Raw genomic sequence first — 13,740 nt, forward strand, 5'->3', positions numbered from 1 at the left:
CCAGCTCAAGCGTCTCCACCTGCTTGATACCGGCTTCTTCTGCCTCCACCTCAAGCCAAAGGCCAATGGCCTCACGGATGCTGGTAAGAGCTTCTTCCCGGGTCTCGCCCTGGGAGTGGCAGCCAGGGAGATCCAGGCAACTCACCGACCAACCCTCGTCTGTCTCCAGTAAACGGATCCTGTACGACACCGCCGGTTCCTCGTTATTCCTTGAACCTAGCCAGGTCCAGCCTCAGCGCTGCAACAACCAGCGCAGCAGCGACAGGCCAATGATCAGCCCGATGCCGGTGTTCCAGAGCCAGGACGGACGCTCGGCCAACCGTTCCAGCCAAGGCGGCAGCTGATCACGCCACTGCTCCATTGCCAGCACAGCCAGCAGCAGCAGGACTAGGGGGATGCCGATGGCCAGAACAAGCTCGCGAAGCATCGGCACCTCTCCTCTGACTGAACCGTATCCAGCTCCAAGCGCCTCGGCAGCAAAGCGCCTTCAATCGTGCTAGTACAGGCGTACGCATTGGCTATGACTCATGGGTGCCCCTCTCCCCCGGCCCGCAGCACTGAATGCCCGGCTCGATCTCCCGATCGAGGAAGTGGTCCTACCTCGATGAGGCGGTGCTGCTCAAGACCCGCAGCCGCAAGGTCTGCATGACCTGCCATTGGTTTAGGCACCACGCCGGGGTGAACTGCATCCCGGTGCTCACCTGCCAACTGCACCAGGGACTAATCGGCCATGGCGAACACCTCACCAGCCGCTGCCAAGGCTGGAGCGATGAAATGACGAGGCAGCAGGGATGGGCGCCGGAGGTGGCCTGAGCAGCTCCTCATGCACGTCGGAGACAAGAAGCGCCCGCTCCTCTCCCCCCAGGAGGGCTGGCTAAGCGATGGACGCCAGGTGCTGCACTTCCAGCCGCTGCGCTACGACCGCTGGAGCCAGAAGCTGGAGGTGACGCTCGGGGAGTTGATCCCTGGGGAGGCAGTGCCGCTGCTCAAGCGGCGCAGGGAACTGATACGGGAGCAGGCGATCAAGCTCTGGGCCCAGAAGAGGCAGCAGGGTTGGCGGGCGTGTTCGCCGCAGTGGGAACCACCACCGCCTCCGCAGCGTGACAGACCTGATCCATGGCGGTGGAGCTCAAGCGTTGCATCACATGGACGACCAATGGCAGGACTTTGAAGACGTGTGAGACCACTAACCAGCCATTGATCAAGACCCCAGGCGCCCACTGGGCCTGGGGGTTTCCTGTAGGTGGGGATAAAGCTCAGCGACCAGACAATCCGTCGGGGGCCGCAGCCCACCGCCTGCATGCCACTAACCATGGGAGGAGGACCTCCAGCGGTGGATCCATGGGGTGGGGAGCTTGCTCGAGCTGATGCTCGAACAGCAGTTGCGCGGCAAGATCCGGTAGCCATGGCATGCAACTGAGACAGTGTCGGTAGCAAACACGGCGCTATAGGCGCGCGCATTCATGCGGGTCTCAAGTCCTGGTCGGTAGCGATGATCTCCATCAATAGATCTGTGTAGTCAGTGTCCGGATTGGCGCTGACGGTCATCAGCATGCAAATGCTCTGAGCAATGCTCGCCTAGCAGCGCAACGTCGCCAGACAAGGGCTCTGCATACTCTTGGAAGCGTTTTATGGCAATGGGCTTGATGCGAACTACATCGTTGAGATGCAGCTAAGAGTTGACCAAGACAAGAGGCGATTCGGCTGCAATCCATGCAGTTCTGGTATTGAACTGATTGCTATTAGGGTTATTCATTTGGTGCTGGCTTGTCGGTTGCCTGCAATCGTGACAATCGACCCAGATGATCGCTGATAAGCTGAACACTCGACTTCAAAGCAACAAGCTCTGTCTCATAGCCCCCCCGCATCCTGGCCATGGCTTGTTCTAACCTCTGGATACGTTGCTCAAGTTCAGCCTGTTCTTTTTGGTCGATGAATGGACGTCCTTTGGGAATCATCTCTCCTCGTTGCTCAAGAGTCCATTCCCGCCCCTGAACCTTGCGGATAAATTTGGGTAGTGTTTGGAGGACTAGAGTATTATCAACATCTGGCTTAACTGAGGCCTTGAAGACAGAAGCAAAGATGTCCGTCTCATAAAGCCATCTTTCATGATCAGCAGAGAGCCAAACAACGGCATCCCCAGACTGGAGCTCACAGAGCCTGAAAGGCGATATCCCTGAGATGGCCGTAGCCAAAACACCTTGGCCGTCGCTCTGAGTAAGTTCAGCTGCCGATTCATAGGCTTTTAGCGCTTCAGGATTCCTCCTAACTAGACGTGTTAATAGCAGCTCGTCAGCGGGCCAGACATGGCGGTCAGGCCTCGATCCATCGAAGGTCGATGGTGGTAGAGGCGGGATGGTTTGATGCTGCAGGTGGTCGACAAGCTGCTCGAGTCTGATCAAGCGCTCAAAGGGTGTGGGGCTGCTACTCATGACGACCTCTCCTCCTGACGGGTGAAGCGCAACTCAATGCGACGGCGATCGGCTCGATCTTTGGTATCGGCAGGGTCGTAATCGCCATCTTCAGCAATCAGACTCGCTGCTGAGTAGGGCCTCACGATGATGCCCCTTATGCCTGATGACTCTAACTTAGCCTTCAAGTAGTTGGCGACAGCTAATGCTCTCAAAAGGCCGAGGTCGGTATTGGAGCCGGATTGATACCCCTGTTTGGCAAACGAGTTCCCAGCCCTGGGCAACAAAAGATCAAGATTGCTGCTTCCTGGTGAGGGCTGGCCATCGGTATGACCGATGACCTCGACACTGTCGATGCGGTACTTGATGATTTGCTCCTTAATCCAAGGAAGGCGACTGTCTAGAGCCGCCTTGAACTGAGCGTTGAGCGCGTAGCTACCTGTCCCAAAGCGGAACGACTCCTTTTCTGTCAGCCGAAGCAGAGGTGGCGTCTCGTTGTTGGCACGTGCAAAGGCTGCGATCGTAATGGTCAGCAGTAAGACGAGCAGGCTATTGCTCAGGAGATCGGTATAGCCGATCCAGTAGCTGCTTTCCCCCTCTCGCAGCCTGGTTCTTGAGCGGCTCATTGAGTGTTACCTCCTTGTCCCAAGTCTCGGTGACTACCTTGAGCGTCAGTTGAGGGATTGAGGCTCGCCTGGAGATCCATCAATTGTTGTATTACTCCAGACCCAAGCACTTGAGCACGTGACAGAGGTTCACCGAGCCGCTCCAGGTCTGCGACCTTGCTCGAGATGGCAGCTCCCAAGTCAGTATCAATGCTGGCACGTAAAGCCCTGATAGTCTCTTGGGTTTCTAATTTCAGCGTTGTTATAACTTCCATATCTTCATTACGTCCAGAGAGTGCAGCATTAATAAACACATCGCGAAGACGATCCAAATGGTTCACGTTTTCATTCCATTTTGTCAAGGCCGTCTCAAGCGCACTTGCGAAGACCTGGCAAGTTTCAATCGCAGACGAATCGACAGCGAGACGGTCCCGAACTGACTCAGCCACATCAATAGAGAGCTTGCGATCTCTCATAACTTCTAAGCGAGTCTCCTTTAATTGCTTGGCAGCAACGGCGGCAACTTGCGTACCCTCTTCGAGAGCTAGCGATGAGGCCTGCAATGCGGCAAGTCCCTGCTGGATTTGTAGAACTGCAATCCTGGAGGCCTGGAGCTCTGCTTCAGCTGACTTTGCTAATAGCTGCCATTGCCCTTGCATGGCTAATAAACCATCTCGAACTTCCTGAAGACGGTCACTAAGGACATCGCTGCTAACCGTGAGCCTTTCCTTAGATTCCAGTAATCCGCTGACAGACTCTCTAAGCGCCTCGGGGAAGTTACTTTGTCGAAATGCGTTAGCAGCCATAACAAAGTCCTGTCCGCATTCGCTAAGGTTGCTTGCTACAGCAGAAAGCTGACGTGTCGCCTGATGGGCTTCGCTAGCTATAGTCGTATTCAAATTAAACATCTTGGCAAGCTTTTCGGCAAAAGCAGCTTGCATCGCTTTCTCAACTGAATCAGCAACGGCGGATGGTAGTAGGCGAGAGGTATCGTTAAGCCCCTCAATTGATCTCTTGAGTGGTGTCATCAGCTTGTCACCAAGCTCTTGAGGCAAAACCGTCTCTAGCCAACTGCTGAGGAGTGACTCGCAGCGCTCCAAACATGTTCTTGCGCCGGAGAGCTGCGACATGATGAGAACGACCAGGCTCAGCAACAGGCCAACAAGGCTTGTCTCAAAAGCTGTTCCCATTGGAGCCACAATCGCCGACAGGGCGGCCATGGTTTGTTGGGGAGTGGCCCCAGGGGATAGGGCACCAGAGATCTGACCCAGGCCTACGGTTAATCCCCAGAACGTTCCGAGCAGGCCAAAAGAGATCAGGATTCCAGGAGCCTGAAGAATCCAGCTATGGGCCGACGCAGCCGTAATTTCACGGCCTAGGACCCTGAGCGAGAGTCTTTCAATCTCACCTGCACTGAACTCAGCGGCATCAATAGCATCGACATGAGTCAGGAGGGCGATGTATCTCTGTCTGATGTACTGAAGCCTGGGCTCAAGCGTGCCTGAGTCGCCTTTGTGTAACTCTATTAGTTGACGACTGATCGGACGGATGAGGGCATTGAGCGACCTGTTGAGGAAGATTGCTGCTCCGGCAACCATAAACATAAGAATTAGAAGAACAACCTTGGCGACCTCAACGGACAGGTCTGTTTGCATGGTGCGGGCTCCTGCCAGTTCTATTGCTAGCCTTAGCTTACTCAACTCCAATCGGAGTGTGCATGGAACAGTACGACAGACTTGTGGAAACCGTCAGGTTTCTTATGGCAAGCACTAAGTAGCTGAGCGATGCTTTTCAAGATTCAGAGAACCGTGCCAGGAGTAGTTTCGAGAATGTTGCAAGGGATATTGAGGAGATCGAAAGAAAGCTCGAGTTGGCTGAGGAGCTGTTAGTTGAACGACAAGATATCTCACTTGTAGTTGAACGCAGCAGTACGCCTGAGTTACCCACTGCACAATCGTCGTCAAGTCGGATAATCCCGGCTTTGAATATCTCAGTAGAGATGATCGCCGACATCTATCTTAGTGCTCCCGCTCTGCTCGAGCCATTCTCGCGTCCATGCTCGTTGACAGCACGAACACTCAATAGTGAAACAGATGTAATTGAGCTAGAGGTAGCCTCACATTCGATGACTTGGGTGTTAGAGACTGCTGAATCGAACTGGTTATTGATACCACGCCCTGGCCTTTTAGAAAGGCGACATCAGATCCAATCTCTTGAACGACTATTTGATATTCAGGGCACAGAGCATTTCCCCGCGACACTCCAACTCGTTAAGCCTGCTGTCCTTGAGGCAGTCGTATCCGGCCAACGTTGGCAACTGGTTGAGCGGGGAATTCTTGATCAGAATGCTGACCCGACCAAAGTCTCTATTAGTGAGAGGCTAAGGCTGCTCGAGCTCCGTATGACACTATTGGAGAAGCCACCAGAGACTTGACTCAGGATGGCAGGGAGATCACCCCAAGCGTTGTAACCACCCAAGAATCACCCTCTTCTTTGACTTCAGCAGGTTTCTTCACACTAGGTCTTGTAAGCATCGTTGCTTCATAGTTGTAGATACCTTTTTGTGGCTGTGCACTGCTGAAGCTTTCGAGAGTCAATGCAGTTGGGAAGAGCCAGAAACGTCCTTGACTATTGATAATCATGTAACTGCCTCCTCCATTGACAGCTACAAGCCTAGTGGCCTGAAGAGTATTCCCTCTGGCCAGAGCGTCTTCTGAATCGCCACTAATATTCAGCTCTCTGTACTGCATTATTCGAAGGGCTTGCCTATCGACACGGTTGACTGCATCTTGATATTGCTGCGTCGCAGCCTCATATGGATCTATCAACTTGGTCGGTTCAGGAGAAGCTAATGATCCATCGGCAGCTATCTCAGCGGCGTATAGGCTGACTGCCGGTGGACTAATCGAGTCAGGAAACAAACTGCTAAATCCTGCCTGGGTGAGCGGCTGTATTGATTGTAGTTGTGGGGTTGTGTCTCGCAATCCTGGTACATCAATGTCAAGAGCTGGCTTCTCCGTCTTAAGCATCAGATCTTCAACGGAGTGTCGCAGTGATGAGATTGAGCGTGAATGTGCGTCAACCTGACTTCTCAATTCAGCAACGGCCATACGAAACGAGTTCAACTCCGCACGAACAGCATCTGTAGCGCTTGGAACTGGAGCCTCACTAGTGAGACGATCTTCAAATTTTGCAGTCAGCATATTAAGCCTCTGCACTTGTTCATCAATTCGTTTGTCGAGATCTAAACTCTTGTTTTTCTGCCACAAGAAAGCATTTTTTAGCTTGCTGAAGCGCACGAACGAAAAGACGAAACATGCAAGACTGAGTGCAAATGAACTGATAGCAAGTATCTGAATGTACATGCTTTTTGCCTCAGTTGCGATCGGCCCACTCTCGAGCAAGAACCCGAGTGAGTGCCTTCAGTCCTGAAATAAATGGGGGCTCAGGCTCCAAATCATTGAACTCTTTATCGACACGCTCAAGGCAGATAGCTCGGATTTCAGTCTCTACATCTGACCACAGCCTCGAGGGGTTTAAGAGTCTGGATATGGGCAGAAGACTTGTCAGCTGAAGGCTCTTGATTGATGCATCATAGTTTTTAATAAACCGTCGCAGCTCGTCAGCGCTTGATAACTCGTAGCTGATTACAGTGCCTTCTTCTAATTCCGTTACCCGATCAAGGATGTCGTACGTTGTGCTGTTAATGGTAAGGCGCTCCCCAGCAAACATCCGATCTTGACGTGGGTCAAAGGTTCCACTCAAGTTCACACCTTTGCTAATCAGTCCGCAAGCTGTTTCATCTTTAAAAGCGTTGGATAGTGTTGTAGCTGCATTGCCAGACACTACCGATGAGAACCCAGAACTGAGACTCTGAATGGCTTCCATCAGCTCATCTCCATCGCAACCTTTTGAGAAGCAGCCGCTCTCATCTAGCCAGTGCATAAACCGCGCACCATTCCCTCCCATATAAACCGGCATCGCTGATGCCTTTTTGAGCGATCCTTCCTGCTGCAGTCCCTTAAGAATTAAGCCAAGGTAGTGATACACACCGGCGAAGCCGATGGCCATTATGCTAATGAACTCTATGAGCTGACTATCCTGTTGATTACGCAGGATTGGTAGCTTTTCCTTGAGAAGATTATCCGATTCGTATCGCAGGCAGTTGTCAAACCAACTGTTGAAGTTTGGATCTTGTCTCAGCTTGGCTTCGTCGTTACCAATGTCTCCAGCCGAACCACTGGTGAAGAGGAGACGTATGAATGCAGGCTTTAGCTGCATCATCCGTGTACAGAGGTCTCGGCCGGCAAATGGGATCGAAACTTGATGCAGCAGTTTATTCTCTTGCCAGATACTGATGTCAGTTGTGCCTCCTCCGACATCTAGGCATGCTGTATGGACCATCGGTCGATTGAGATAATTACCGAAGTATCTGGCGAACGCCACAGCCTCTGTCTGTAATCCTCCCACGCCACTGTCTTCGATAAATTCATGGTCTAGACCCGTGGCTTCTTTCAGTTCTGAGCAGAGATCTGACCAGCACTGCCGGTAATTGCGTGCCTCATTCCGAGAGAATGCGCTTGGGTACGAGACAGACCACTTAATCTTAGTAGCCCCTGCAGCTGCACCATTGCTGCTGATGAGCAGTGCGATCTCCTTGAGAAATGGTCGCTGATAGTGAATTTCTTTCCACTTAAAGCCTGTATGTATTCCGGCACCTCTCATCGCTTGAGCATTTGAGCTTGGCCATTGAATGCGCGCTTGGTGAAAAATTTCGGGAACAAGGGTTCTTTCAGATTGCCAGCCGTAGGTGTTTAGCGCTGTTGAAGTAGGAGGATTTTCACCTTTTGGAAGAACATCTTCGGGTATAAAGAACTTGGTTAGTAGATTGATCTGGTATTCCCTTTCCGCCACGGTAAGAGGCAAGACCCTTGTTTCAAGCGGCCTGCGACTAGCGCTCGAGCCATCATTCACGTAGAAATTCGTAAATGATGTCCCAAAGTCGATCCCAACATCCCAGCTTGTGACGCTACTTGCTGATTCAATAGGTGCATTGACGGGGATCAGCCCACACTGGCGACCGCGCTCAATCAGTTTGATTAAATCTGGGAAACGTTGAGAGGTGAAATATTTAACGCTTTGCTGTCCTTCTTTGCCAAGCTTGAGTTCGTAGTCACTGAATCCATCAACCGATAGTCCGTTTTTGTTGTCTGCGCAGAAGATGTAAAACTCCTTCCACCTCTCGTCGCTGATGTTCGGCCAGACTGTGATGGCCGGTAGGTCATCATCGATCAGATTTTCTTCCTTGATTGGGAAGGAGCGAATGAGTGGATAGCCCTCTATCTGACCTTTTATACGAAGCATGAGCGTCAGCTCGAGCTCCATACCGTTCCCGCTTGATGTAACACGCATCGAGCAGGCCTTCTCAAGTTCCCTGCTACTAAAAAGTGCACGGATGCGCTCTTGTAGCGGCAGAATTGGCGTGACAGGAGTTCCGTTGACCAGTGGCTGGCCTTCGAGTTTGCTCAGAAGCCAAGTATTCGTCAGTGCTGCTTCACCAGGCAGAAGGTAGACTTCTGTAGCAAAGAGATCATCAGGTGTAATCACCTCAATCTCTCTCCCATACTGGCTTTCAAGCCTTTCTTTTGATCCAGCTACTGCTTCTAGTGTCGCGGCACCATATAGGGTGATCTCGCTCGCCGAGATACCAAGCTTGCTTGGCATCTCAGGGTCGACCAAGATGACTGGTCGGTTAGAGGAACCAGCTATTGGGCGCTCTTTGCGATCCCCGAGTTCTAGGGTTGCAACACTCTCGCTGGTGGCGCCTAGCGCTCCGGCACCGCGTGATAGCAATGACACTGCCTTCGGGCGGGGAGGTAAGCCTGGAACACTTTTGTTTGAAAGTACAGGGTTCCCTAGACGACCATTCGTTAGCTCATCGATAAACCCCGTAAGGACATCAGAAAGGGAACTTACGGTCGACTCGCTCTGTATATCCTCTGCTCCAAGTAAGCCTGTACGTACATGAGCTATCCAGTCGGCAAGGGCCTGGCGCTGTTGAGTACTGAGGAAGGACGTTGGAGAGGCGAACCGATGGTCTTTCGTCCACCGCATCCCTGGCAGGGGGGTTGAGAGTCTGACTGTAGGACAAATCAGTGTTGATGGAGATGTAAAGCCAATAACGATACCGTCAGCTCTAAGTATGTGAATACTCTCCCATGGATGGCTGTCGTCTTGCAATTCGTACAGTGCCCGAGAGGCTTGCGGCTTTTGTCCTGTAAGGCTGCAAGCAAATGCTCTAACAGACTCATCCTGTTGCTTGCTGAGTTCTCCAAGATCTACACGCTCCGCTTCGAGTCTTATTCCAATAATCTCCCACAGCCCAATTGTCGCTATGCATCCGTAAAGTTCTTCAAGAAGATCATCCCGTGTCGGGTACTTGGGATTAAGTACTGCCTGTTCCATCTGAAGGGCCCTTGACCATGGAGATGGCAACGAGTTGATTCTGCTATTTGCTCGTTCGTAGACAAGATCGTTAGCTATTCGTCCTAGGAAGGCTTGATCCTGACCCTGCCACTCTCCGGCTGTAGAACCTCCGCCATAGGCCGGTTGCGTTTTTGGGAACCAAGGGTGGTTGAGGATGGTGTTGCTGTTCATTTCTTTAGATGATCAGGAGTTCGTAGATGCGATGCACAACTTCCAAAGCGAGTCCGCGAGACCTGCGACTCCCCTAAATCTGCTGTCACTTTCAGATAGCTCATCCATCTGTACCTTGATTCGATCAACCGTATCGTCGTGCTGGTCTACCGTTGGCCTTGCTGACCCTCTCACTATGTTATAGAGTTGGTTGGCATAGGTCACATCATTGGTCAACTGCTCCCCGGACAACAGCTCCTGCGAGAATCCGATACCTGTATTTCCGCTGAGCTGCCTCATCCATTGCATGAGTGTCTGCGCATAGCCATCGATCGCTTTCTTGAGAGCTAGTTGATCTTGCCCTCGAATGCTGGGGCGACCCTCCGTTTTCGTCTTCGATTCCTCTGAGAGTGAAAAGTAACGTCGAATCCATGGTGCACCTGAAGCAAACTCTCTGGCTGAGATATTTTGTGCTGCATCGATCTCTAAGCTGTAATTCCTCTTCCATGCCACCGCAAAGCGTGCAGCACGTGCCAAGGCTAAGCCAACAACTTCATTACTGGGAACATCTTCCCATGTGATCTTATTTTCTTCTGTTCGGCTAAGTACGTACGCATAATCTCTGCCATTTGTTGAATCGCATCCATGCCTAACTCCAAGTGTTGCGAGCAGTTCAATGACATGAGCATCATTGTCCTGAGACCGACCACCAATACTAAATTCATATCTAGCCTTGATATCGCTTCCAATCAAATAGACTTGATCAAAGCAGTCTTTTCCATTGTTTGCTAGGTATTGGAGGGCGGCGTCAGTATTGAGCTGGAAATTACGAGCTTCAGCATGAATTCCCGTTCCTTCATCACCTTGTCCATCAAAGTCAAAATATGGCAAGAGGAGAGACGCATGGACTCTCACTCTTGAAAGGCCTTGTTGTTGAAGCCACGTTTTTAGCATTCCTCCTAGAGTTGGAACCCCTGATGCACCTGTTCCACCAAAGACACTTCCAAATAGATGAATGACTGGTGGATCTCCACTCCCTGCAGCAGTTTGGATATCTCCGAGAAATTTCTTCCAGGAGCCCGCTTCCGCTGCTTTGTCCAGCGTGATTCGGCTCATGACCGCAGAGCCGATAGGAGGGCGCCCTCTAAATCCAACGTCTAGTTCAGCTTTCTGCTCCTCCGGCAGGTATAAGCAGTCGAATAGGGCTGCCAAACCTGAGGCCTTGTTTCTCAGTACAGCCTTTGCAAACACCTGCTCCAAGTTGATTCCCGGCGTCGCACCGGCCAGAGGACTCCAGCTCCCGTAATGGTCAATCTCGCTGGCGGCAAAGCTTTCCGTGGCGTTGCCAAGCTGTTCCCTCAGCTTGGAATAGCGATCGATGGCTATTTCTGTACGAGCCAGGAGAGTGCTTTGCTGATCCGGCTCTACTAGAAACGTACCCAGTCTGACTGCTTTGCCTGATGTGTCTGTAATGAGTCCGGCTGCATGCAAATGAACCAGGGATTCAACGCACTTGGCACCAGTTCCGCCGATCCCAATCGCGAAGACATTCATCTCAGCGCCCTCCTTGGTACTTTAGTGCACCAGGTACAACGAGCTTGTAGCTCTTGGGTGTAGCAAGCATTGTCGGAAGCCAAAACAGAAGGCCAACGTCAAGGATGACCAGAACTAATAATGTGAGCCATCCCCCAGGCGGGACTGGGAAGTAATTGCCAGGAGCACCCTCGAAAGGAGCCGAGCCAGTCAACTGCCAGATCAGGACAGTAAATACAATCTGGTAAAACCATCCAAGGAATACTAATACGCTCGCACAAATCCACCAGCTACGGCGCATTTCACGTACCTCAGCCGAATTTACAGGGCTCCTATTGCTTGTGGTCGTCAGCCAGATCAGTGTTACCGCTATGCAGGTAAACCACAATGCTATGAAGGAAGGGCTGCTTGCAGTATCAAGGAACGCCGTAAAATCCATGCCTCCCCCACTAAATGGTTCCGCCAACAAATTGATTAGCACGAAATTCTGTCCTAGGTAGATCCAAAGAGCTCCGGCAATCACGCATGCGATGAGACGGATAAACTGTTGGGGTTTCATAAGTGATGTTTTTGTTTAGTTCTGTAGTGCAATACACATGACCGCCGCTGGAGACGAATTGGCCGACTCTGCGATCTGTTCGCTTAGGTCGGTCATCAGTGGGAGGAAACCTTCAGTCTTTTCACCTATTTTGTTTTTATCTGCTTCGGGCCTGTCCCATTCCAACCACCACTTCTCCGGCAGGCTCCCTGCGGGTATGACAACCCTATAGAGTCCGCTCTCAACTGAGCTATCAATGTCAATACCCACCTTGATATTTAAGCCTGAGATTTGGATGCTGTTGATCTGCATGCCTCCGGCTATCAGTATCTGTCTTCCAGTGATGGATAGACGCTCTAGATCTGCAATGCCAAAATCTGGTCTTTTGGCACCTTCTGTCCATTTCTTAGTAGTTGCTACTGAAATCCCTGTGAACCCAGGATCGAGTCGAATGAATTGGTATTCCGGATTTTGCGCTGGATTATAATTCTTGCCTCCTATCTGGATTTTTCGGCGTGTTGTTGCTGTTGTTGCTGGAACCCCGCTTACCCATTGAGCCTTCATTGTCTCAACATAGCTGCTAGGCTCGATTATCGAGATGCGAGCATCATTGATGCCTTTCGAGGCAAGCGTCTTCCTGATTTCGTTTAAAACTGACTTTACTTGCTCTTTGGGTCCTGTAGCCAGTATAAAAACGGGTCGATTTGTGCTGCCCTTGTAGATGATCTGACCATTAGCAGAGAAGACGTCGCCCTTAAATGGTGCTTTTAGTCCAAGGACGCCTGCACTTGCCCCTTTGGCTATATCGCTTTGTATGCTGCTGAGTATTGCTGAGATGTCGCTCTGATTCACCTCCAGGTCACTGACTAGCAGCCTGAGCGGCAAAACCTTCTCGTTACTTTCTAGGTTCCACAGCGTTTCAAGGCTTGATGCAACTGCTTTGAAGCCAGCACATCCCTTAAAGAAGCATGGATCAGCTGCCTGTGTCACGGATGCACCGATCGGCCCTTCAGCAACACCCCCCCCGATGCGATAGGTCACAGGCTGTAAACCCTTCCGGAGGGTTCCTTGGTTGATTGACTGAAGGAACCGCTGCCAGATGCCCTTGTCAGCTTGGGAATAGCCAAGCATCGAACCACTTCCGTCAATTCCAATTAAAACCTGTTTACCAATCTTCAAAGGCTTATTTGCTGCGGCAGTCGAGTTCGTCTCATCTCCCCCCGCTAACCCACTCAGGCAATCGGGGAGCTGTGCTCCACATCCCGACAGCACAATAGTCAGCGCACTGGGGATGATACAGCGCAGAATGTGATTCGCCTTACCCCGCCACGGCCATTCAGACGCCAGATCGAGCTGGAGAGCCTCACTAGTACCGCCCCTCATTAATTTCTGGCGTTGTGGTGTTCCAATGGGACTTCGCTGCCTGCGACCCAAACCAAGTTTCTTAGCTATCCGCGTAGGTCCGCCTCCTTCTAGCTCCGAGAGTCTTGCATTGAAACGCGTAACCGGCCACTACATCAGCAGAGTGTTTCATTGAACTGACCCTTGCCAGACTTGCCCTGTGATCGGTTATGCATCTTCTGCATTGAAAATATGAGTTGTCAGCCTTGCCGTTTTGGGTCCTACCTGCCTTGCGGTCAGGTCGCCATCGGCGTTGACGTCCTAGACGGGGTGCTTCCTCACCCCCTTGGGGAACCCTGCATCAGCCAGTTGCGGACCTCGCTGCGAGCCGCCACAGCCACTACGTCGGTGATGTCCACAAGTTCTTGGAATGAGTGGGTTGCGAAGTGCACCTGCTCACGCATGGCAGCCCGCTGAACGAGAGAATCACAGCAGTGATTGTCGCCGTTCCTTTCCCTGGTGGCACCTCCATTACAGATCCGCCCCTATGAGCAGGCCGACTGGCCAGCGGTGTGGGCGCTGCTGGAGCCGGTGTTCCGCGCCGGTGAAACCTTTCCCCACGACCCCGCCATCAGCGAGGCAGAAGCCCAGCTGGCCTGGGTGGAGCAGAACCAGG

12 protein-coding genes are annotated in these 13,740 nt (G+C 51.9%); 2 read left to right on the top strand and 10 right to left on the bottom strand.

All coding sequences use genetic code 11. The features are described from left to right. Both KBY85_RS13975 and KBY85_RS13980 read right to left on the bottom strand, forming a co-directional pair. A partial coding sequence (locus KBY85_RS13975) for a type II toxin-antitoxin system HicB family antitoxin (protein ID WP_254962071.1) occupies positions 1 to 190 on the bottom strand: 190 nt, incomplete at its 3' end. A 42-nt stretch (positions 191 to 232) separates the two neighbouring features. After that, positions 233 to 427: a hypothetical protein gene (locus KBY85_RS13980; RefSeq protein WP_254962072.1), complete on the bottom strand. Its 195-nt coding sequence runs from the start codon at positions 425 to 427 to the stop codon at positions 233 to 235. 134 nt (positions 428 to 561) lie between these two features. On the opposite strand from KBY85_RS13980, the gene KBY85_RS13985 reads away from it, so the two are divergent. Both KBY85_RS13985 and KBY85_RS13990 read left to right on the top strand, forming a co-directional pair. Continuing rightward, positions 562 to 813 carry a galactose oxidase gene (locus KBY85_RS13985; protein WP_254962073.1) on the top strand — a complete coding sequence of 84 codons (252 nt, stop codon included), beginning with the start codon at positions 562 to 564 and terminating at the stop codon, positions 811 to 813. Between the two features lie 10 nt (positions 814 to 823). After that, a complete protein-coding gene (locus KBY85_RS13990) occupies positions 824 to 1,171 on the top strand; it encodes a DUF1651 domain-containing protein (protein WP_254962074.1) in 348 nt (115 codons plus the stop codon). A gap of 577 nt (positions 1,172 to 1,748) precedes the next feature. On the opposite strand, the gene KBY85_RS13995 is transcribed toward KBY85_RS13990, so the two are convergent. The 8 genes from KBY85_RS13995 to KBY85_RS14030 form a co-directional block, all read right to left on the bottom strand. Beyond that, the gene (locus KBY85_RS13995) at positions 1,749 to 2,432 is read right to left on the bottom strand and encodes a hypothetical protein (protein WP_254962075.1); all 684 of its coding nucleotides are present in this window, start codon (positions 2,430 to 2,432) and stop codon (positions 1,749 to 1,751) included. Next, positions 2,429 to 3,037, bottom strand: a complete 609-nt coding sequence (locus tag KBY85_RS14000) for an OmpA family protein (protein ID WP_254962076.1) — start codon at positions 3,035 to 3,037, stop codon at positions 2,429 to 2,431. The genes KBY85_RS13995 and KBY85_RS14000 overlap by 4 nt, the downstream gene beginning before the upstream one ends. After that, on the bottom strand, positions 3,034 to 4,671 hold the full coding sequence (locus KBY85_RS14005) for a hypothetical protein (RefSeq protein ID WP_254962077.1): 1,638 nt from the start codon (positions 4,669 to 4,671) through the stop codon (positions 3,034 to 3,036). The genes KBY85_RS14000 and KBY85_RS14005 overlap by 4 nt, the downstream gene beginning before the upstream one ends. A 780-nt stretch (positions 4,672 to 5,451) precedes the next feature. Next, positions 5,452 to 6,315, bottom strand: a complete 864-nt coding sequence (locus KBY85_RS14010; protein WP_254962078.1) for a zinc finger protein 839 — start codon at positions 6,313 to 6,315, stop codon at positions 5,452 to 5,454. Between the two features lie 76 nt (positions 6,316 to 6,391). After that, on the bottom strand, positions 6,392 to 9,673 hold the full coding sequence (locus KBY85_RS14015) for a hypothetical protein (protein ID WP_254962079.1): 3,282 nt from the start codon (positions 9,671 to 9,673) through the stop codon (positions 6,392 to 6,394). Between the two features lie 12 nt (positions 9,674 to 9,685). Beyond that, a complete protein-coding gene (locus KBY85_RS14020) occupies positions 9,686 to 11,206 on the bottom strand; it encodes a hypothetical protein (RefSeq protein WP_254962080.1) in 1,521 nt (506 codons plus the stop codon). Positions 11,207 to 11,759: 553 nt separating this feature from the next. Continuing rightward, the gene (locus tag KBY85_RS14025; protein WP_254962081.1) at positions 11,760 to 12,902 is read right to left on the bottom strand and encodes a hypothetical protein; all 1,143 of its coding nucleotides are present in this window, start codon (positions 12,900 to 12,902) and stop codon (positions 11,760 to 11,762) included. 500 nt (positions 12,903 to 13,402) lie between these two features. Continuing rightward, positions 13,403 to 13,528 (bottom strand): hypothetical protein, encoded by a 126-nt coding sequence (locus tag KBY85_RS14030; RefSeq protein ID WP_254962082.1) that lies wholly within the window; start codon positions 13,526 to 13,528, stop codon positions 13,403 to 13,405. Between the last annotated feature and the right edge of the window lie 212 nt (positions 13,529 to 13,740).

The sequence above is a fragment of the Cyanobium sp. BA5m-10 genome, assembly GCF_024346255.1.
Classification (GTDB): Bacteria; Cyanobacteriota; Cyanobacteriia; order PCC-6307; family Cyanobiaceae; genus Cyanobium_A; species Cyanobium_A usitatum.